We start from the raw sequence: 18,518 nt of genomic DNA, 5'->3' as shown, positions 1-18,518 counted from the left end.
CATGTTGCAGTACCTTGTCGTCGCTGTGATCGTGCTGCTCGCGGCGGGGTACGCGGCGGCCAAGTACCTGCCCAAGACCTGGCGCCGGCGCGTGGTCTACACCTTTTCGGACGGCAGCGGAAAGGGCCTGCTGGCGCGCTGGCTCGACAAGGAGTCGGGCTGCGGCAGCGGCTGCGACACCTGCGGGTCGTGCGCACCTGCCCCGATGGCGCAGAAGGACGAGAAGGGCCGCAAGGTCATCCAGCTGCACGTCAAGCGTTAAGCCTCCGGCTTCCACGCCAGATCCAGCAGTTCCATCAAGCGCTTCGCATCGAACGGCGCGCGCACCTTGATGTCGTTGTCGAAGTAACAGTAGACGTCGCGCCCTCCCGCGCGCGCGGGCGCGGGCGCATGCGGCGAGACCAAACGCGCATCTTCCGGCTGCGAACCCGCGCTCCAGGCGCGGATGCGCCGCGCCCATCGTTCCAATGACTCGTCTTCGTAGCCGCTGGCGTACAGCTCGTGCTCGCCGTGCAGGCGCACGTAGACGAAGTCCGCGGTCACGTCTTCGACATCGGGGAATTTGCCGGCCGTGTCGGCCACCACCAGCGCCACGTTGTACTTGCGCAGCAGGGCGATGAAGGCGTCGTCCAGAAAACTCGCGTGGCGGATCTCGATGGCATGGCGCAGCGGGCGCACGGCGTCGATTTCCAGGAGCGACCGGCCGATCATCTTGTCGTCGTGGCCGCGCGCGATCGCCAGCGCCTGGCCGGTGTCGCGCGGCAGCAGGCTGAGAAAACGCTCGACCTTGTCGGGATCGAAGCGCAGCTGCGGCGGGAACTGCCACAGGAAGGGCCCGAGCTTTTCGCGCAGCGCGAACACGCCCGAGGCCAGCACGTTGGCCAGCGGCGTCTCGATGCCGCGCAGCTTGAGCATGTGGGTCAGGAACCGGTTGCCCTTGACCGCGAAAACGAAGCCCGGCGGCGTGGCCGCGTACCAGGCGGCATAGCTGCCCGGGCGCTGCAGGGAATAAAACGAGCCGTTGATCTCGATGGTCGGCAAAAAGCGCGACGCGTAATCGAGTTCGCGCGCCTGCACCAGGCCGGGCGGATAGAACGCGCCGCGCCATGGTTCGTAACGCCAGCCTGAAATGCCGATGGTGATCGTGCCCATGCCTCATGCTAGGCCGGGCGCGGCCATCGGCTCGGTGCGTTGACGAACCCTGGGCGGCCGGCGTCAGCGATTCACTTCAGTGAGCAACGACCGGCAGCTCGATCGCGCTGTCCATGCCCGCTGCGTGATACACGCGCTGGGTCGCCTTGCGGTAGTCGCCCGGCTTGGCGTGGAAGATATTCGCAACGTAGGTCTGCGGGTTGCGGTCGTACAGCGGGAACCAGCTCGACTGGATCTGCACCATCACGCGGTGGCCGGGGAGGAACACGTGGTCGACGTTGGGCAGGGCGAAGCGGTAGCGTTCCGCCTGGTTGGCGGGGATCGGCGCCGGCTTGTCCAGGCCCTGGCGGTAGCGGCCGCGGAAGATGTCCATCGCCAGCGGCAGCTGGTAGCCCCCCATCTCCGGCTGGGCCGCGACTTCGTCCGGGTAGACGTCGATCAGCTTGACCACCCAGTCGCTGTCCGTGCCCGAGGTCGAGGCGAACAGGTTGACCATCGGCTGGCCGGCGATCTCCAGCGGTTTCGTCAGGGGCGCGCTCACGTAGGTCAGGACGTCCGGACGGTCGGAATAGCTGCGCTGGTCGGTCACCAGCCAGGGCTTCCAGACGGTTCCCTCGCTCATGTGCACCGGACGCGGCACGAAGGGCACCGGTTTCATCGGGTCGGAGACGTACTCGTCGTAGGCGGCGCCTTTGGTGTCGCCCTTGTCGAACGACAGCGCCGAACCCGCCTTCAGGTAGACCGGCGTGCTGGCCTGCGCCAGCGGCCACTGCTCGAGCCGGCGCCAGCGGTTCACGCCGGTCTGGTAGGACCATACCGGCGGGGTGTCGAACTTGGGCGCGCCGTCTTTCAGGTACTGGTTAAAGAAGGGCAGCATGACTTCACGGCGGAACTCGCGTGCGGTGTCGCCGGTGAATTTCAGGGCGCCCAGCGTCGAACCCTCGTAGTTCACGCCGCTATGGCGCCATGGGCCGACCACCAGCGAATTCATGCGGTTGTCCTTGTCCTTCGGCTCGACCGCCGCGTAGGTCGCGTAGGCGCCATAGATGTCTTCCTGGTCCCAGCGCCCCACCACCGTCATGGTCGGCACGGTGAGCGGCTTCCTGGCCAGGATGCGGTCCAGCGCCTGCTCCTGCCAGAAGCTGTCGTAGGCCGGGTGCTCGAACAGTTTTTTCACGAAGTTGAGCTGGTCCAGGCCGTACTCGTGGGCGAAGTCGCCGGTCGAGCCGGCGCGCAGGTAGCCGTCGTAATCGTCGTAGACGCCGGTGGCCAGGTGCTCGCCCGCGCCGCGCGCCGCATTCTGGCTGGCGATGTATTCGAGGTTGGTGTTGCGGAAGGCGCCGTTATGGAACCAGTCGTCGCCGCGCCAGCCGTCGACCATCGGGCTCATCGGCACCGCGGCTTTCAAGGCCGGGTGCGGCTCGACCAGCGCCATCAGCACCGTGAAGCCTTCGTAGGACGAGCCGACCATGCCCACTTTACCGTTCGATTGCGGCACGTTCTTGACCAGCCAGTCGATGGTGTCCCAGGCGTCGGTGCTGTGGTCGACCGGCGTGTTGTTCAGGGGCCCGCGCACCGGGCGTGTCATCACGTAGTCGCCTTCCGAACCGTACTTGCCGCGCACGTCCTGGAACACGCGGATGTAGCCGTTCTCGATGAAGGCGTCGTCGCCGTCGCCCAGGATCGAGGTCAGGTGCGGGCTCCTCATGCGGCCGGCGCGGCCGGTGGCGTTGTAGGGCGTGCGGGTCAGCATGATCGGCGCCTTGGCGCCGCCCGGGATGCTCTTCGGGATCACGATCACGGTGTGCAGCTTGACCCCGTCGCGCATCGGGATCATGACGTCCTGCTTGACGTAGTCGGCGTCCGGGGCGGTGAGCTTGAAGGACGTGGACGGCACGTCGGGCGCCATCGGGGCGGTTTGCGCAGCGGCGTGGCTGGCGTGGATGGCAGTGAGAGCGGAAGCAAGCAGCAGGGGCAGGGCGGACAGGGACGGCAGGCGCGGCATCAAGTTCTCCAGGGGTAGTTGCATAAAAGCATAGTACCCAAGGGCGTCAGCCCATGCAATCGATCCCGGCCGCGCGCCTGCCCGCGCGCGTGGCCGCGCCTACGCCTGCGCGAGGGCCAGGCCGCGCTGCCGGGGCTGCTGCTGTTGCGCGGCGTCGACCTTGAACACGCTGAACACCTGGTTCAGGTGGCGCGCCTGTTCGCGCATCGACGATGCCGCCGCCGCCGCCTGCTCGACCAGCGCCGCGTTCTGCTGGGTCGCGCCGTCCATCTCGGCGATGGCGCGGTTGACCTGGGCGATGCCGTCCTGCTGTTGCTCGCTGGCGGCGGCGATCTCGCCGATGATGTCGTTCACGCGCACGATGCCGTCGACGATCTCGCCCATCGTGCGGCCGGCCTGCTCGACCTGTTGCGAGCCGTGGTCGACCTTGCCGACCGAGTCGGAGATCAGTGCCTTGATCTCCTTGGCGGCGCCGGCCGAGCGCTGGGCCAGCGTGCGCACTTCGCTCGCGACCACCGCGAAGCCGCGGCCCTGTTCGCCGGCGCGCGCCGCCTCGACGGCCGCGTTCAGCGCCAGGATATTGGTCTGGAAGGCGATGCCGTCGATGACGCCGATGATGTCGGCGATGCGCCGCGCCGAGTCCTGGATCGAGGCCATGGTGTCGACCACCTGGCCGACCGCCGCGCCGCCGCGCCGGGCCGCCTCGGTGGCGGTCGATGCCAGCGCGCTGGCGTGGCGCGCGCTGGCCGCGTTCTGCTGCACGGCGCCGGTCAGCTCTTCCATCGACGCGGCGGTTTGCTCCAGCGCGCTGGCCTGCTGTTCGGTGCGGCTGGACAGGTCCTGGTTGCCGCTCGCGATCTCGCTCGAGGCGTTGGCAATGGTGCGGATGCCGCTGTCGACCGCGCCGACGATGCCGGACAGGCTGGCGTTCATCTCGCGCAGGGCCAGCAGCAGGCGCGCGGTCTCGTCGTTGCCGCGCACGTCGATGATGGTGGTGAGGTCGCCCGCGGCCACGGTATCGGCCAGCGCCACCGCGCGCGCCAGCGGCGTGCGGATGCTGCGCGAGACCAGATGCCCGGCCAGTGCCAGGAGGGCGGACAGCAGCAGCGCGATGCCGGAAAACTCGAGCATGCGCGGCCAGAACACGGCGTCCACCGAATCCGTATAGACGCCCGAGCCGATCACCCAGCCCCATTCGGGCACGGCGACGACGTACGATACTTTCGGCACCGGTTTGTCGCTGCCCGGCTTGGGCCACAGGTAGCTCAGGTAGCCGCCGCCGTCGGTGTGCGCAATCCGCACGGCCTCGACGAACAGGTGCAGGCCGTTGGGGTCGGTGATGCCCGCCAGGTCCTGGCCGACCAGCTTGGCCGAGGTCGGGTGCATCAGCATGCGCGGCTGCATGTCGTTGACCCAGAAGTATTCCTTGGCGTCGTAGCGCAGATCGCGCAGCGTGTCGAGCGCGGCGCGCTTGGCGTCGCTCTCCGCCAGCGCACCCGAAGCGGCCTGCTTGCGATAGCGCTCGACCACGCCGCGCGCGACGTCGACCGCCTGGCGCACCGCGCGCGCATGCTCGTCGCCGATCAGGCGGCGCTCCGAGACCAGGAAGCCGGCGGCGACGCACAGGATGCCGATGCCGGTGATGAGGGTAAGTAGGGCCAGCTTCCTGGCGATGCTCAGGCGGGAAAGAAAATACATGGAGAAATAGTGGAAATGAAGCTTGTTATGTTGCAAAGCGGCAATCCTAGCAAAATTGCCGACAATAAAGATAAAATACTTCAATTGTGTGAAGCAAATCATCGAAATCGCCGGAACTTTAGCTATTAACGCAACGATGTTAAGCTAACGCGGTTATCACCAGCCCAGCCACCATGATCGTCGTCCATCATTTGAACAACTCTCGTTCCCAGCGCATCCTGTGGCTGCTGGAAGAGCTCGGCCTGCCTTACGAGATCAGGAAGTACCAGCGCGACCCCAAGACCATGCTGGCGCCGCCCGAGCTGCGCGCGGTACACCCGCTGGGTAAATCGCCGGTGATCAGCGACGGCGACACGGTGGTGGCCGAATCCGGCGCCATCGTCGACTATTTGATCGAGCGCTACGGCGACGGCCGCCTGGCTCCGGACCCCGGCACGCCCGAGCGCCTGCGCTACAACTATTACCTGCACTTCGCCGAAGGCTCGGCGATGCCGCCGCTGCTGCTCAAGCTCGTGTTCGACCGGGTCGAGAGCACGCCGGGGCCATTCTTCGTCAAACCCATCGCGCGCGCGATCGCGCGCAAGGTCAAGGACAGCTTCGTGCTGCCGCAGATCCGCCAGCAGCTGGTCTACCTGGAGAGCCAGCTGGCCGAACGCACCTGGTTCGCCGGCGAGGCATTCTCCGCGGCCGACATCCAGATGAGCTTCCCGCTCGAGGCCGCGGCCATGCGCGGCGGCCTCGATAAGAACTATCCGAAGCTGACCGCCTTCCTCGAGCGCATCCACGCGCGCCCGGCCTACCGGCGTGCGCTGGAGAGGGGCGGCCAGTACGACTTCGCCTGAGCGCCATGGCCAAGCTGCTTGCGATCGACGGCCTGAACATCGTCCGCCGCGTGTACGAAGCCAGTCCGGAGCCGGACTCGGACCTCAAGGCCAGCATCGCGCTGCGCCATGCGCTGTCGTCGTTCCGCAACGTGCTCGAGACGCATACCCCGACCCACGTGCTGGCGGCCTTCGACCACGGCGGTCCGACCTGGCGCCACGACCTCTATCCGCGCTACCGCGAAGGGCGCGCGCCAATGCCGTCCTTCCTGCGCGATGCGCTGCCCGGTTTCCAGGACCGCCTGCGCGAGGTCGGCCTGCATCCGCTGTCGGTGCCCGGGGTCGAAGCCGACGACGTGATCGCCACCGGCGTGCTGCGCTGGCTGGCGGAAGGGCGCGGCGAGGCCATCGTCGCCACCACCGACAAGGACCTGCACGAACTGATCGCGCACGGTGCGCTGGTGTGGGACCATTTCAAGGGCGAGTGGCACGACGACGCCTGGGTGCGCAACCGCTTCGGCGTCGCGCCCGAGCGCATCCACGACTTGCTGGCGCTGATGGGCGACCCGACCGACGGCGTGCCGGGCGTATCGAAGGTCGGCATGAAGACCGCGGCGCGCCTGCTGAACGCCTACGGCGACCTGGATGCGGTGATGGCCGGCGCCGGCATTCTCAAGACACCGCTCGGCGAGCGCCTGCGCGCCGAGCGCGAGATCCTCGAGGTATCGCGCCGGCTGGTGACGCTCAAGACCGACGTCCGTCTGGGCGTCAGTTGGAACATGTTGGCCTACGAGGCCCATTAATCAGGAGAGAGCGATGCTCAAGGCGATCATCGTCGATGCCAACGCGGTTGCGCGCGGCTCGTTGAACACCGTGCTGACCGACGGCGGCTACGGCGTGGCCGGCCAGACCCACACCGGCACGCTCGGGCTGGCGCTGGCACTCAAACACCAGCCGCACATCATCTGCATCGCGCGCGAGCAGATCGACGACGCCAATGACGACGGCGACGTCGTCACGCAGCTGCGCGCGCGGCTGCCCAAGACGCTGATCTTCATGGTGTCCGGCACGCTCGACGCACCGACGATCCAGCAGGCGCTGGCGCGCGGCGTGCACGGCTTCATCGTCAAGCCGTTCAAGGCCGACACCGTGCTGCGCACGATCCGCAACACGGTGCTGGCGATCGTCAAGAAACACCGCGCGCCTTGAGCTGCGCAGCGCCTTCGTTCAATCGGCGTGGGGACGGCGGCGCAGTTCTTCGGCGGCGATGTTCGCCAATTCTTCCAGCGCCTTGAGTTCGCGGTCGCGCAGGCGGCGCGGCTCGCGGTCGAGCACGCACAAGGTGCCGAGCGCGTGGCCGGCGGCGTCGCGCACCGGCACGCCGCCATAAAAGCGCACGTGCGGCTCGCCGGTGACCAGCGGGTTGTCGGCAAAGCGCGCGTCCTGGCTGGTGTCGCCGACCGTGAAGGTGCCTTGCTGCAGGATCGCGTGGCTGCAGAACGCCCACGAGCGCGGCGTCGATGTCTCGTCGACGCCGACGCGCGACTTGAACCACGCGCGCTCCGAGGTCAGCACGGTGAGCAGGGCGATCGGGCAATCGGTCACCTGGGTCGCGAGCCAGGTCAGGCGGTCGAACACCTGTTCCGGCGGCGTATCGAGCAGGCCGCTGGCCTGCACCGCGGCCAGGCGCGCGCCTTCGTCGGACGGCGCCGGAAATGCCCGCGCCGGCGCCGGCAAGAATTCGGGATGCGGCGGCGCGGCCGGGCGCGCGGCAGCGGCGCTGCGTTTGGCTTCGAGCAGGCGGGTGACGGCGCTGAGCTTGACGCGGCGGTGGCCGCCCGGGGTTTTCCAGGACGGCAAAGCGCCGCTTTCCAGCCAGAGCTGGGCCGTGCTGACCGCAACGCCGAGCAGGCGCGCCGCGGCGGCAGTGGTCAATACCGGGTCGTCCGGGTCTAGGGGTCCGTGAGAGGGCATGTGCGAGCTTCGAAAAATTTGCACCATTGTAGCGCCGGAAGCTGTTTACGTACAGCAATTTGACGGATTTGATTGTCTGTTGTTGTGCATAAATAATCTTGTAAGAATGCGCCTACGTCCGCCATTTTTATGCGCACGATTGATCATAATGGTTGACGTTTGGAAATATTACCTTCAGAATCCATCAAATCCGTCCATTCAATCAAATCCGTCAAATAGTAATCGAGCAGGCATCCATGGCCACCACCCCGACACCGCGCTACAGCGAGGCGACCCGCCTTGAGGTCCTGCGCAAGCTGAACCTGCTCGACACCCCGCCGAGCGAGGCATTCGACCGTATCACGCGCATGGCCTCGCAAATGTTCCGGCTGCCGATCGCCGCGGTCTCGCTCACCGACAGCGACCGCCAGTGGTTCAAGTCGCGCGTGGGCGTCGAGCACACCTCGATCCCGCGCCTGAAGGCGCCGTGCGGCCAGGTGGCGGACGAATCGCAGCTGCTGATCATCGGCGACCTGCAAGCCAGCGAGTGCTACCAGGACAGCACCCTGGCCGGCACCGGCGTGCGCTTCTACGCCGGCGCGCCCTTGATCACCCATGACGGCTATTGCCTCGGCGCGATGTGCGTGCTCGGCATGGAGCCGCGCACGTTCAGCGAAGGCGAGCAGGCCGTCCTGCGCGACCTGGCGGCGATGGTGATGGAGCAGATCGAACTGCAGCACGCGCTCGGCCGCATCGATCCGGTCAGCGGCTTGCCCAACCGCGTCCAGCTGGAAGAAGACTTGAAAGACCTGGCGATGGACAGCGCGGCCGGCGGAGAACGCCTGGCCGCGCTGATCAACCTGGCCAGCCCCAGCCAGCTGAGCGACGCCGTGCGCGCGATGGGCGCCGGCTACCTCGACGAGATCGTCGGCGAGGCGGTGCGCGCGCTCGAGGGCAGCGTTGGCCGTTCAAGCACCGTGTACCACGTGGCGCAGACCGAATTCGCCTTCATCGCGCCGCCCGGCACCGCCTGCGGCGACTTCCACGACGCGCTCGAAGCGATGCTGCGCCGGCGCGCCGTCTCCGGCACCTCGCGCTTCGTGACCACCGCGACGGTGGGCGTGTCGTCGTTCGAACCGAGCACGATCAAGTCGGCCGACCTGCTGCGCAACCTGCACTCGGCGGCGCGCCATGCGTTCGACAGCGACAGCGCGGTCTCCATGTATTCGCCCGACCAGGACGCGCTCTACCAGCGCCGCTTCTGGCTGGTCAACGAGTTCGGTGCGGCCCTGGAACGCAGCGGCCAGCTGCGCCTCGTGTTCCAGCCGAAGATCGACCTGTTCAGCGGCGCCTGCATCGGCGCCGAGGCGCTGCTGCGCTGGACCCACCCCGAATTCGGCGAAGTCTCGCCGGGCGAATTCATCCCCATCGTCGAGCAGACCTCGATGGTGCGCTCGACCACGCAGTGGGTGCTGGAGCAGGCGATGCGCCAGCTGGCGGCCTGGCGCGCCGACGGCCTGCGGTTGCAACTGGCGGTCAACGTCTCGGTGGTGAACCTGCTCGAACCGGATTTTTGCGAGCGTGTCGTCGCCGGCCTGCGCCGCCACGGGTTGCCGGCGTCGAGCCTGTCGCTGGAAATCACCGAAAGCGCGCTGATGAAGAATCCGAAGCTGGCCCAGGCCACGCTGACGGCGCTCGACGAGGCCGGCGTCAAACTGGCGATCGACGATTTCGGCACCGGCTACAGCAGCCTGGCCTATCTGCAAAGCCTGCCGGTGCAGGTCGTGAAGATCGACCAGTCGTTCGTGCGCGACATCGAACGTGACGAACGCAAGCGCGCGCTGGTGTCGGCGATGATCAAGCTGGCGCACGACCTGGGCCACCGCGTGGTCGCCGAAGGCGTGGAAACGACCGAGGTCGTGCACGTGCTGCAGAACGCCAATTGCGACGAGGCGCAGGGCTACCTGTACGCGCGGCCGCTGGCGCCGCAGGCGTTCGCCGAGTGGTTTTTGCAGCAGCAGGAAGCGGCCGCAGTGGTGTGATTCCTGCCGGTCTCCGCGCTGCGGAAACCGGCCTCTTCGCGGTGCGGAGAGCGATTGCGCCCGGTGCCGGGCGCGTGTCCTTACGCGGCCGCGCGCGACGCCGCCAGCAGGCCCATTTCCTCGGAGCCGAGCAGCTTGTCGATGTCGAGCAGGATCAGCATGCGCTCGCCGACCGTGCCCAGGCCCTGCAGGAACTCGGTCGCGACGCTGGCGCCCATGTCCGGCGCCGGCTTGATCTGGTCCGGCGTGAGCGTGACCACGTCCGACACGCTGTCGACCACCATGCCGATCGTGTGGCCGCCGATGTTCAGGACAATCACCACCGTGAACGCGTCATAAGTCGGTTCGCCGACCTTGAACTTGATGCGCATGTCGACGATCGGCACGATGATGCCGCGCAGGTTGACCACGCCTTTGAGGTATTCCGGCGCGCTGGCGATGCGGGTGACGGCGTCATAGCCGCGGATTTCCTGGACCTTGAGGATGCTGAGCGCGTATTCTTCGCCGCCCAGCCGGAACGACAGCATTTCTGTCGCGTTGTTGACGATATCTTCTGCCATGGGAGTTCCCGGTTGGATTTTCCGTGTGGAAACAAAACCGATAGATTACGCTATTTCCGCAACTTCTTCATGACAAAGTGCCGCATCTACGCGAAATACCCGACTCCCATTTGGACAAACGCAACACGAGCGCGGCAGATCAGGCAGGCGTGGCGCCGTCGATGATGCCGCCGCCCAGGCAGACGTCGCCATCGTACAACACCGCCGACTGGCCCGGCGTCACCGCCCACTGCGGGTCGGTGAAAGCGAGCGCGAAGCGCTCCAGCCCCTGTGCCTGCACCGTGCACGGCACGTCGGCCTGGCGGTAGCGCGTCTTGGCCGACAGCGCCCGCGGTTCGGGGGCGTCGCCCGCGACCCAGCTGGCCTGGCCGGCCGCCAGTTCGCCCGAGAGCAGCCACGGGTGGTCATGGCCCTGCACGATGTACAGCGTGTTGTTGGCGATGTCCTTGCGCGCCACGAACCACGGTTCGCTGGTGCCGTCGGCGTTCTTGTGCGACTTCAGTCCGCCGATGCCGATGCCTTTTCTCTGGCCGAGCGTGTAGAACGACAGGCCGACGTGCTCGCCCACCGTCTGGCCGTTGTCCAGCTTGATCGGACCGGGCTTGTGCGACAGGTAGCGGCCCAGGAACTCGCGGAACGGGCGCTCGCCGATGAAGCAGATGCCGGTCGAATCCTTTTTCGCGGCATTCGGCAGGCCGATCCGTTCGGCGATCTTGCGCACTTCGGTCTTAGGCGTTTCGCCCAGCGGGAACAGCGATTTCGACAGCTGCGCCTGGTTCAGGCGATGCAGGAAGTAGCTCTGGTCCTTGGTCGAATCCAGGGCTTTGAGCAGCTCGAACTTGCCGCTGGGTTCGTTCCGGCGCACGCGCGCGTAATGGCCGGTCGCGATCAGGTCGGCGCCCAGCTTCATCGCATGGTCGAGGAAGGCCTTGAATTTGATCTCGGCGTTGCACAGCACGTCCGGATTGGGCGTGCGGCCGGCCTGGTACTCGCGCAGGAACTCGGCGAACACGCGGTCCTTGTATTCGGCCGCGAAATTGACCGCCTCGATGTCGACGCCGACCACGTCGGCCACGCTGGCCGCGTCGATCCAGTCCTGGCGCGTCGAGCAATACTCGGAATCGTCGTCGTCTTCCCAGTTCTTCATGAACAGGCCGATGACTTCGTACCCTTGTTCTTTCAGCATCCAGGCCGCGACCGAGGAGTCGACGCCGCCCGACATCCCGATCACGACTTTTTTCTTGGTCATGGCTCTACTTTTGATTCGGTTTGTTACGTTACGTCCGGTTTGAGGGCAAGGCTGCCGTCGAACACGGAATGATCGGTGTACAGCAGGTCGAGCGCGGTGCGCTTGCCTGCCAAATAATCGTCCACGCACTTGAGCACGGTCGGACTGCGGTGGCGCTCGGGGCAGGCCGCCAGCTCGTCGCGCGTCATCCACATGGTGCGCAGGATGCCGTCGTCGAGGGGCTGGTCGTACTGCTTGCCGGCCTTGCCGCAGAACGTGAAGCGCAGATAGGTCACGTCGTGGCCGCGCGACTTCGAGTGGTAGCGCGACAGGTACATGCCGACCAGCGCTTCCGGGATGAACTCGTGCGCGGTTTCCTCCATCGCTTCGCGGATCACGGCCTGCTCCAGCGATTCGCCCGGGTCGAGGTGGCCGGCCGGCTGGTTCAGCCTGATGCCGTCGCTGGTCTCTTCTTCGATCAGCAGGAAACGGCCGTCGCGTTCGATGATGGCGGCGACGGTGACTGACGGTCTGAAGGTGTGGGTCATGCGCGTCCTTGAAAGTGAGCCGACATTCTACCTTGCTGGAACAGGCATTGCTCGCGCGCACGCTGCGACGCAACAGTTTCGGACAAGATGAATTATTGATTTTTTACAAAAGATAGTGGGATAAGCCTAGGTGGTCTACGGATTGAACGGGAAAATTGCCAATCTGTTTACGGAAGACGAATAGTCCTTTTATTCCCGTGTTTACATGCTAGATTGAAAAGGCTAGACATTTTATCAATTTTGTGGAGGCATCATGAAAATTGGTGTGACGGCCGAAACGCGGCCGGGCGAGACACGTGTCGCAGCGACCCCCGAAACCGTCAAGAAGCTGGCCGCCGCGCATGACGTGATCGTGCAGGCCGGCGCCGGCCTGCATGCCGCCGTGACCGATGATGCCTACCTCGCCGCCGGCGCCCGCATCGGCAGTACCGAAGACGCGTTTGGCGCCGACCTGGTGCTGAAAGTGCGCGCGCCGGACGCGCTCGAGCGCAGCCTGATGCGCCCTGGCGCCGCCCTGGTCGGCATGCTCGACCCGTTCGATACGGCCAACCTCGCCGCCATGGCCGACCGCCGCCTCACCGCGTTCGCGCTGGAGGCCGCGCCGCGCATCACGCGCGCGCAATCGATGGACGTATTGTCGTCGCAGGCCAACATCGCCGGTTACAAGGCCGTGATCATGGCCGCCAACGCCTACGGGCGCTTCATGCCGATGCTGATGACGGCGGCCGGTACCGTCAAGGCGGCGCGCGTGCTGGTCATGGGCGTCGGCGTGGCCGGCCTGCAGGCGATCGCCACCGCCAAGCGCCTGGGCGCCGTGATCGAGGCGTCCGACGTGCGCCCGCCGGTCAAGGAGCAGGTCGAATCGCTGGGCGCCAGGTTCATCGACGTGCCCTCCCTCACCGACGAAGAAAAGGAAATCGCGCAGGGCAGCGGCGGCTACGCGCGCCCGATGCCGCCCGACTGGATGCGGCGCCAGGCCGAACTCGTGCATGAGCGCGCAAAACTGGCCGACATCATCGTCACCACCGCGCTGATCCCGGGGCGCAAGGCGCCGACGCTCATCTCGGAAGACACCGTGCGCGCCATGAAACCGGGCTCGGTCATCGTCGACATGGCGATCGGGCAGGGCGGCAATTGCCCGCTGACGGAATTGGGCCGGACCGTGGTCAAGCACGGCGTGACCCTCATCGGCGAGCCGAACCTGGCGGCGCTGGTCGCGGCCGACGCCTCCAGCCTGTACGCGCGCAACGTGCTCGACTTCCTCAAGCTGATCATCGACAAGGAAGGCCGGCTGGCGATCGACCGCGCGGACGAGATCGTGCGCGCGACCATGGTGTGCGCGGACGGCGAAGTGCTGCGTAAAAGTGCTTCGTAAATCAGTAAGGGAGACCGGCATGGAAATCAATCACACGATCATCGACCTGATCATCTTCGTGCTGGCGATCTACGTCGGCTACCACGTGGTGTGGACCGTCACGCCGGCGCTGCACACGCCGCTGATGGCGGTCACCAATGCCATCTCCGCCATCATCATCGTCGGCGCGATGCTGGCCGCCGGCCTGACCGAAGGCTGGACCGGGCGGGTGGCGGGCACCCTGGCGGTGGCGCTGGCCGCCGTCAACGTGTTCGGCGGCTTCCTGGTCACGCAGCGGATGCTGGAGATGTTCAAGAAGAAGGAAGCGAAGGCCAAATCAGCCACGGGCGCCGGCGGCGCCGGTGAGCAGGCGGCCGCCGCCAAGGCCGGGGAGACGGCATGAATGTGATCAGCATGGACCTGGTGACGCTGCTGTACCTGGTGGCCTCGGTCTGCTTCATCCAGGCCTTGAAAGGGCTGTCGTCGCCATCTTCGGCGCGCATGGGCAATGCCTTCGGCATGACCGGCATGGCGATCGCCGTGCTGACCACGATCGCGCTGATGGCGAAGCTCCAGGTGCAAATGCAAGCGGCAGGCAACGCGGGCGGCACGGGCTTCGGCCTGGTGCTGCTGGGCGTGGTGGTCGGCGGCGCGATCGGCGCGGTGGCGGCGCGGCGCGTCGAGATGACCAAGATGCCCGAGCTGGTGGCGGCGATGCACTCGCTGATCGGCCTGGCGGCGGTGTGCATCGCGATCGCCGCCGTGTCCGAGCCCTGGGCCTTCAACATCGCCGCGCGCGGTGGGGCGCTGCCGTTCGGGAATCGGTTGGAACTGTTCATCGGCACCTTTGTCGGCGCCGTGACCTTTTCCGGCTCCGTCATCGCCTTCGGCAAGCTGGCCGGCAAGTACAAGTTCCGGCTGTTCCAGGGCACGCCGGTGCGCTATCCGGGCCAGCACCCGATCAACCTGGCGGTGGCGATCGCCATCGTCGCGCTCGGACTGGTGTTCTGTTTTTCGAGTACAGCGACGCCGGCCTGGACGCCCTACATCGCGATGACGGTGCTGGCCTTCGCGCTGGGCGTCTTGATCATCATCCCGATCGGCGGCGCCGACATGCCGGTGGTGGTGTCGATGCTGAACTCGTATTCCGGCTGGGCGGCGGCCGGGATCGGTTTTTCGCTGAACAACTCGATGCTGATCATCGCCGGCTCGCTGGTGGGATCGAGCGGCGCGATCCTCTCGTACATCATGTGCAAGGCGATGAACCGCTCGTTCTTCAACGTGATCCTGGGCGGCTTCGGCGGCGAGGCGGTGGATGCCGGCGCGGGCGCGGCCAGGGAGCAGCGGCCCGTGAAATCCGGTTCGGCCGAAGACGCGGCGTTCATTTTGCAGAACGCGGAATCCGTGATCATCGTGCCCGGCTACGGCCTGGCGGTGGCGCGCGCCCAGCACTCGGTCAAGGAGCTGGCCGAGAAGCTGACCCACCACGGCGTACAGGTGCGCTACGCGATCCACCCGGTGGCCGGACGCATGCCCGGCCACATGAACGTGCTGCTGGCCGAAGCCGAAGTGCCCTACGACCAGGTGGCGGAAATGGAAGACATCAACGGCGAATTCGGCCAGACCGACGTGGTGCTGGTGCTGGGCGCGAACGACGTGGTCAATCCGGCCGCCAAGGACCCGGCGTCGCCAATCGCCGGCATGCCGATCCTGGAGGCCTACAAAGCCAGGAGCGTCATCGTCAACAAGCGCTCGATGGCCTCCGGCTACGCAGGGCTGGACAACGACCTGTTCTATCAGCCGAACACGATGATGGTGTTCGGCGACGCCAAGAAGGTGATCGAGGCGATGGTGAAGGCGGTCGAGTAACCGGGCATGGGCGCCTGATGACGACGATCGAGCGGTGCTCAGCGCCGCCCGAACATCATCAGCTCGGCCAGCATCGTGCGCGCCGGCTTGACCGTGTCGAGCGCGGCCAGGCCGAGGCCGAACAGCGGCTGCAGCGGACCGGTATTGGCGAACACGCGCGCCATCGCATCGGTCACGCGGATGATGGCGCCGCGGTCGCGCGCACGATCAATGCCGAAGCGTTCGATCGCCTGCGCGACCCCGTCATGACCCTCGGCATCCGGGTCGAGGCCGCGCGCCAGCAAGCGCGCCAGCACGGCGGCGTCGCGCAGGCCCAGGTTCAGGCCCTGGCCGGCGACCGGGTGCAGGGTTTGCGCCGCGTTGCCGATGGCGACCGTGCGCGTGGTGGTTCTTGGCTCGACGTTCAGGCCGAGCGGGAAGGCGGCGCGCTCCGAGACGCGCGTGAATTCGCCGAGGCGCTCGCCGAAGGCGTCGCCCAGCTGGCGCAGGAATTCGGCTTCGCCCAGCGTCAACAGCTGCTGCGCGCGCTCGGGCCGCACGCACCACACCAAAGCGTACTGGTGGCGGTCCGGCCCGTCCTGCGGCAGCAGCGCCAGCGGGCCTTCATCGGTAAAACGCTCGAAGGCGCGGTGCGGCGCCGGCTGGCTGGCCGTGACGCGCGCGATGACCGCGGTCTGGTCGTAGTCGCGCCGCTGGGCTTTTTCGAGCTGTTCGCCGAACACGCCGCCCTCGGCCTGCACCGCGGCCCTGGCCAGCACGCTGCGGCCGTCGTCCAGGTGCAGCGTGAGCTGGGTGCGATGTTCGTCGAGCGAGGCCGCGCGCGCGGGACGCAGCACGCGCACGCCCTCGCGCTCGCAGGCGCGCGCGAGGGCGTCGACCACGTCGCCGTAGCGCGCTACGTAGCCGAGCGCTTCCAGGCCGTGCTCTTCGCGTTCCATCAGGCTGCGCCCCAGGTGACCGCGGCGCGAGACGTGGATCTGGTGGATGGCGGTGGCCGCGCCCTGGATGGCGCCCCAGGCGCCGACGTCTTCCAGCAGCGTGCGGCTGCCCCAGGACAGCGCGATCGAGCGCGGGTCCGAGATCGCCTGCCCGAGCGAGCGCGCGTCGATCAGCGCGATGCGCTCGCCCGGCACGCCGCGCCGCGCCAGCAGCGCCGCCAGCGCCATGCCCACCGGACCGGCGCCGCAGATCGCCACGTCCACATCGATGTTCTTGTCCCGCTCCGTCATTTAAGCATTTCCTACCAGTGCTTCGATTTCCGCCACCGACTTCGGCGCCGTCCCGGTCAGGATGCGGTGGCCATCTGCCGTCACCACCACGTCGTCCTCGATGCGGATGCCGATGTGCCAGAACCGTTCCGGCACGCTCGGGTCCGGACGCACGTAGATGCCCGGCTCCACCGTCAGCGCCATGCCGGGCGCCAGCGCGCGCGACGGCTTGTCGGCCTGCGCCAGGTCGCGGTAGGCGCCGACGTCGTGCACGTCCATGCCCAGCCAGTGGCCGGTGCCGTGCATGTAGAAGGGTACATGAGCCTTGTCGGCGATGGCGTCCTCTACGCTGCCGTACTTGCCGGGCGCGATCAGGCCGAGGTCCAGCATCCCTTGCGTCAGCACGCGCACGGCCGCCTCGTGGAAGGCGCTGTAGGGCCGGCCCGGCTCGATTGCGGCAAAGGCCGCGTCCTGGGCCGCCAGCACCAGCTCGTACAGCGCGCGCTGCGGCCCGCTGAAGCGGCCGTTGACGGGAAAGGTGCGGGTGATGTCGGAGGCGTAGCCATCGAGCTCGCAGCCTGCGTCGATCAGCACCAGGTCGCCGTCCCGGGTCCGACGGTTGTTGGCGTTGTAGTGCAGCACGCAGGCGTTCGCGCCCGAGGCGACGATCGAGGTATAGGCCGGGAACTGGGCGCCGTTCCTGCGGAATTCGTACAGCAGCTCGGCTTCCAGCTCGTACTCGAACACGCCGGGCCGGGCGGCGCGCATCGCGCGCGCATGCGCCTGGCCCGAGATGACGCCGGCGCGCAGCATCAGCGCCTGTTCATCGGCGTCCTTCACCAGGCGCATCTCGTCGAGCAGCGGCAGCAGGTTGTGCAAGCTGGCCGGGGCGGTCACGCCGCTGCGCGACCTGGCGCGCACTGCCTTGATCCAGGCGGCGACCTGGGCGTCCAGCGCGGCGTTGGCGGCGGTCGCATAGAACAGCGCCGGCGCGTTGGCCAGCAGGTCCGGCATGCGCGCATCGAGTTCGCCGATCGGATACGCCTCGTCGAGCCCGAGGGCCTCGCGCGCGGCCTCGGGGCCATGGCGGTAGCCGTCCCAGGTCTCGCGCTCGGGGTGCTTTTCACGGCAGAACAGGATCGCGCGCGCAGGCTTGTCGCCCTGTGCGGCGGCCAGCACCAGCACGCTTTCCGGCTCGGTAAAGCCGGTCAGGTAATAAAAATAGCTGTCGTGGCGGTACGGGTATTCGGCGTCGCCGTTGCGCACGGCTTCGGGCGCGGTCGGCAGCACCGCCACCGCACCCGGCGGCAGCTGTGCGGCCAGGCGCGCGCGGCGGTCTGCGAAGTCCATCATGGCGAAGTCTTGGACGATTGGGCTTTGAGGGGCGCGTTGAGTTCTTCCAGCTGGCGTACTGTACCGACGTTGACCCATTGCCCATCGTAGATTTCGCCGCCCACTCGACCCTGGTCAATGAAGCTGCGCATCAGCGGGCCCAGGCGTGCAACTTCTCCCGGCTTGATCCCGTCAAACATTTCAGGACGGTAGACGCCGATGTTCGCGAAGTTCCACTTCGGCGACCCCTCGTTCGACAGCGTGTACATCGTCAGGCCGAAATCGCCCTCCGGGTTGTGCCAGGGATTGGGTGTCAGGTACAGCCAGGCGATGTCGCGCTTTTCCGGCGGAATCGGCTGGCCGACGGCATCGGTATCTTTCAGGACGTCGGTCACCTGCGAAAAATCGAAGTAGGGCGCGTAGATGTCGCCCGATACGGCCAGGAAGGGTTCGTCCCCCAGCAGGTGCAGCGCGTTGGCGATGCCGCCGGCGGTTTCCAGCGCCCTCTCCTCGCGCGAATACACGATGCGCGCGCCGTAGCGGCTGCCGTCGCCGAGTTCTTCCTCGATCATGTGGCCGAGGAAGGCGTGGTTGATGACGATGTCGCGGATGCCGGCACGTACCAGGTTGAGCACGTGGTAGGTGATCAGGGGGCGGCCGCGCACCTTGAGCAGCGGCTTGGGGCAGGTGTCCGTCAAGGGACGCATGCGCTCGCCGCGGCCGGCGGCGAAGATCATGGCTTTCATGG

At 67.0% G+C, this 18,518-nt stretch carries 18 protein-coding genes; 8 read left to right on the top strand and 10 right to left on the bottom strand.

Features of this window, described 5'->3' with window-relative positions:
• The first annotated feature begins 1 nt into the window (after position 1).
• Positions 2-262 (top strand): DUF6587 family protein, encoded by a 261-nt coding sequence (locus tag FA90_RS17055; RefSeq protein WP_036170633.1) that lies wholly within the window; start codon positions 2-4, stop codon positions 260-262.
• On the opposite strand, the gene FA90_RS17050 is transcribed toward FA90_RS17055, so the two are convergent.
• The 3 genes from FA90_RS17050 to FA90_RS27545 all read right to left on the bottom strand — a co-directional run bounded on the left by FA90_RS17050 (position 259) and on the right by FA90_RS27545 (position 4,855).
• Positions 259-1,152 carry a DUF72 domain-containing protein gene (locus tag FA90_RS17050; protein WP_036170631.1) on the bottom strand — a complete coding sequence of 298 codons (894 nt, stop codon included), beginning with the start codon at positions 1,150-1,152 and terminating at the stop codon, positions 259-261. The two genes, FA90_RS17055 and FA90_RS17050, sit on opposite strands and share 4 nt — an antisense overlap.
• Before the next feature lie 76 nt (positions 1,153-1,228).
• Positions 1,229-3,157, bottom strand: a complete 1,929-nt coding sequence (locus FA90_RS17045; protein ID WP_036170629.1) for a CocE/NonD family hydrolase — start codon at positions 3,155-3,157, stop codon at positions 1,229-1,231.
• Positions 3,158-3,256: 99 nt separating this feature from the next.
• The gene (locus FA90_RS27545; protein ID WP_051971879.1) at positions 3,257-4,855 is read right to left on the bottom strand and encodes a methyl-accepting chemotaxis protein; all 1,599 of its coding nucleotides are present in this window, start codon (positions 4,853-4,855) and stop codon (positions 3,257-3,259) included.
• A gap of 173 nt (positions 4,856-5,028) precedes the next feature.
• On the opposite strand from FA90_RS27545, the gene FA90_RS17035 reads away from it, so the two are divergent.
• Genes FA90_RS17035 through FA90_RS26595 form a run of 3 tightly spaced genes read left to right on the top strand, consistent with a single transcriptional unit; the run spans position 5,029 to position 6,885 of the window.
• Positions 5,029-5,697, top strand: a complete 669-nt coding sequence (locus FA90_RS17035) for a glutathione S-transferase family protein (protein WP_036170627.1) — start codon at positions 5,029-5,031, stop codon at positions 5,695-5,697.
• Between the two features lie 5 nt (positions 5,698-5,702).
• Positions 5,703-6,479, top strand: a complete 777-nt coding sequence (locus tag FA90_RS17030) for a 5'-3' exonuclease H3TH domain-containing protein (RefSeq protein ID WP_036170625.1) — start codon at positions 5,703-5,705, stop codon at positions 6,477-6,479.
• A 13-nt stretch (positions 6,480-6,492) separates the two neighbouring features.
• Positions 6,493-6,885 carry a response regulator gene (locus tag FA90_RS26595; RefSeq protein ID WP_036170623.1) on the top strand — a complete coding sequence of 131 codons (393 nt, stop codon included), beginning with the start codon at positions 6,493-6,495 and terminating at the stop codon, positions 6,883-6,885.
• Between the two features lie 18 nt (positions 6,886-6,903).
• Here the strand turns inward: FA90_RS26595 and FA90_RS26590 are convergent, their stop codons facing one another.
• Positions 6,904-7,611, bottom strand: coding sequence for a GAF domain-containing protein (locus FA90_RS26590; RefSeq protein WP_239700788.1), 708 nt, complete (start codon positions 7,609-7,611; stop codon positions 6,904-6,906).
• 275 nt (positions 7,612-7,886) lie between these two features.
• Between FA90_RS26590 and FA90_RS17015 the strand changes: the two genes are divergently transcribed.
• Entirely contained in the window at positions 7,887-9,671 is a 1,785-nt protein-coding gene (locus tag FA90_RS17015; protein ID WP_036170620.1) for a GGDEF and EAL domain-containing protein, read from the top strand.
• 80 nt (positions 9,672-9,751) lie between these two features.
• On the opposite strand, the gene FA90_RS17010 is transcribed toward FA90_RS17015, so the two are convergent.
• The 3 genes from FA90_RS17010 to FA90_RS17000 form a co-directional block, all read right to left on the bottom strand.
• Entirely contained in the window at positions 9,752-10,231 is a 480-nt protein-coding gene (locus FA90_RS17010; RefSeq protein ID WP_036170618.1) for a chemotaxis protein CheW, read from the bottom strand.
• Between the two features lie 139 nt (positions 10,232-10,370).
• Positions 10,371-11,480: a tRNA 2-thiouridine(34) synthase MnmA gene (gene mnmA / locus FA90_RS17005; RefSeq protein WP_036170616.1), complete on the bottom strand. Its 1,110-nt coding sequence runs from the start codon at positions 11,478-11,480 to the stop codon at positions 10,371-10,373.
• A gap of 23 nt (positions 11,481-11,503) precedes the next feature.
• The gene (locus FA90_RS17000; RefSeq protein ID WP_036170614.1) at positions 11,504-12,007 is read right to left on the bottom strand and encodes an NUDIX hydrolase; all 504 of its coding nucleotides are present in this window, start codon (positions 12,005-12,007) and stop codon (positions 11,504-11,506) included.
• Between the two features lie 253 nt (positions 12,008-12,260).
• Here FA90_RS17000 and FA90_RS16995 point away from each other — a divergent pair, with 253 nt between their 5' ends.
• Genes FA90_RS16995 through FA90_RS16985 form a run of 3 tightly spaced genes read left to right on the top strand, consistent with a single transcriptional unit; the run spans position 12,261 to position 15,230 of the window.
• The gene (locus FA90_RS16995) at positions 12,261-13,382 is read left to right on the top strand and encodes a Re/Si-specific NAD(P)(+) transhydrogenase subunit alpha (protein ID WP_036170612.1); all 1,122 of its coding nucleotides are present in this window, start codon (positions 12,261-12,263) and stop codon (positions 13,380-13,382) included.
• Positions 13,383-13,401: 19 nt separating this feature from the next.
• Positions 13,402-13,764 (top strand): NAD(P) transhydrogenase subunit alpha, encoded by a 363-nt coding sequence (locus FA90_RS16990; RefSeq protein WP_036170610.1) that lies wholly within the window; start codon positions 13,402-13,404, stop codon positions 13,762-13,764.
• On the top strand, positions 13,761-15,230 hold the full coding sequence (locus FA90_RS16985) for an NAD(P)(+) transhydrogenase (Re/Si-specific) subunit beta (protein ID WP_036170608.1): 1,470 nt from the start codon (positions 13,761-13,763) through the stop codon (positions 15,228-15,230). Before FA90_RS16990 ends, FA90_RS16985 begins: the two co-directional genes overlap by 4 nt.
• A 38-nt stretch (positions 15,231-15,268) precedes the next feature.
• Here FA90_RS16985 and FA90_RS16980 read toward each other — a convergent pair whose 3' ends face one another.
• Genes FA90_RS16980 through murU form a run of 3 tightly spaced genes read right to left on the bottom strand, consistent with a single transcriptional unit; the run spans position 15,269 to position 18,516 of the window.
• Positions 15,269-16,459, bottom strand: coding sequence for an FAD-dependent monooxygenase (locus tag FA90_RS16980; protein ID WP_036170605.1), 1,191 nt, complete (start codon positions 16,457-16,459; stop codon positions 15,269-15,271).
• The gene (gene pepP, locus FA90_RS16975) at positions 16,460-17,791 is read right to left on the bottom strand and encodes a Xaa-Pro aminopeptidase (RefSeq protein ID WP_036170602.1); all 1,332 of its coding nucleotides are present in this window, start codon (positions 17,789-17,791) and stop codon (positions 16,460-16,462) included.
• A complete protein-coding gene (gene murU / locus FA90_RS16970) occupies positions 17,788-18,516 on the bottom strand; it encodes an N-acetylmuramate alpha-1-phosphate uridylyltransferase MurU (protein ID WP_036170600.1) in 729 nt (242 codons plus the stop codon). Before murU ends, pepP begins: the two co-directional genes overlap by 4 nt.
• Between the last annotated feature and the right edge of the window lie 2 nt (positions 18,517-18,518).

This window comes from Massilia sp. 9096, assembly GCF_000745265.1.
Classification (GTDB): domain Bacteria; phylum Pseudomonadota; class Gammaproteobacteria; order Burkholderiales; family Burkholderiaceae_D; genus Telluria.
The sequence above is the reverse complement of the archived record's forward strand: the minus strand, read 5'-3'. Positions and strand labels throughout refer to the sequence as shown.

What these genes read in the sequence shown, in the direction of transcription:
- FA90_RS16980 (WP_036170605.1), bottom strand. Translation starts at nt 16,459, where the DNA reads ATGACGGAGCGGGACAAGAACATCGATGTGGACGTGGCGATCTGCGGC.
- mnmA (WP_036170616.1), bottom strand. Translation starts at nt 11,480, where the DNA reads ATGACCAAGAAAAAAGTCGTGATCGGGATGTCGGGCGGCGTCGACTCC.
- FA90_RS26595 (WP_036170623.1), top strand. Translation starts at nt 6,493, where the DNA reads ATGCTCAAGGCGATCATCGTCGATGCCAACGCGGTTGCGCGCGGCTCG.
- FA90_RS16990 (WP_036170610.1), top strand. Translation starts at nt 13,402, where the DNA reads ATGGAAATCAATCACACGATCATCGACCTGATCATCTTCGTGCTGGCG.
- murU (WP_036170600.1), bottom strand. Translation starts at nt 18,516, where the DNA reads ATGAAAGCCATGATCTTCGCCGCCGGCCGCGGCGAGCGCATGCGTCCC.
- FA90_RS17030 (WP_036170625.1), top strand. Translation starts at nt 5,703, where the DNA reads ATGGCCAAGCTGCTTGCGATCGACGGCCTGAACATCGTCCGCCGCGTG.
- FA90_RS17045 (WP_036170629.1), bottom strand. Translation starts at nt 3,157, where the DNA reads ATGCCGCGCCTGCCGTCCCTGTCCGCCCTGCCCCTGCTGCTTGCTTCC.
- FA90_RS17010 (WP_036170618.1), bottom strand. Translation starts at nt 10,231, where the DNA reads ATGGCAGAAGATATCGTCAACAACGCGACAGAAATGCTGTCGTTCCGG.
- FA90_RS27545 (WP_051971879.1), bottom strand. Translation starts at nt 4,855, where the DNA reads ATGTATTTTCTTTCCCGCCTGAGCATCGCCAGGAAGCTGGCCCTACTT.
- FA90_RS17035 (WP_036170627.1), top strand. Translation starts at nt 5,029, where the DNA reads ATGATCGTCGTCCATCATTTGAACAACTCTCGTTCCCAGCGCATCCTG.
- FA90_RS17055 (WP_036170633.1), top strand. Translation starts at nt 2, where the DNA reads ATGTTGCAGTACCTTGTCGTCGCTGTGATCGTGCTGCTCGCGGCGGGG.
- FA90_RS16995 (WP_036170612.1), top strand. Translation starts at nt 12,261, where the DNA reads ATGAAAATTGGTGTGACGGCCGAAACGCGGCCGGGCGAGACACGTGTC.
- FA90_RS17050 (WP_036170631.1), bottom strand. Translation starts at nt 1,152, where the DNA reads ATGGGCACGATCACCATCGGCATTTCAGGCTGGCGTTACGAACCATGG.
- FA90_RS17015 (WP_036170620.1), top strand. Translation starts at nt 7,887, where the DNA reads ATGGCCACCACCCCGACACCGCGCTACAGCGAGGCGACCCGCCTTGAG.
- FA90_RS17000 (WP_036170614.1), bottom strand. Translation starts at nt 12,007, where the DNA reads ATGACCCACACCTTCAGACCGTCAGTCACCGTCGCCGCCATCATCGAA.
- pepP (WP_036170602.1), bottom strand. Translation starts at nt 17,791, where the DNA reads ATGATGGACTTCGCAGACCGCCGCGCGCGCCTGGCCGCACAGCTGCCG.
- FA90_RS16985 (WP_036170608.1), top strand. Translation starts at nt 13,761, where the DNA reads ATGAATGTGATCAGCATGGACCTGGTGACGCTGCTGTACCTGGTGGCC.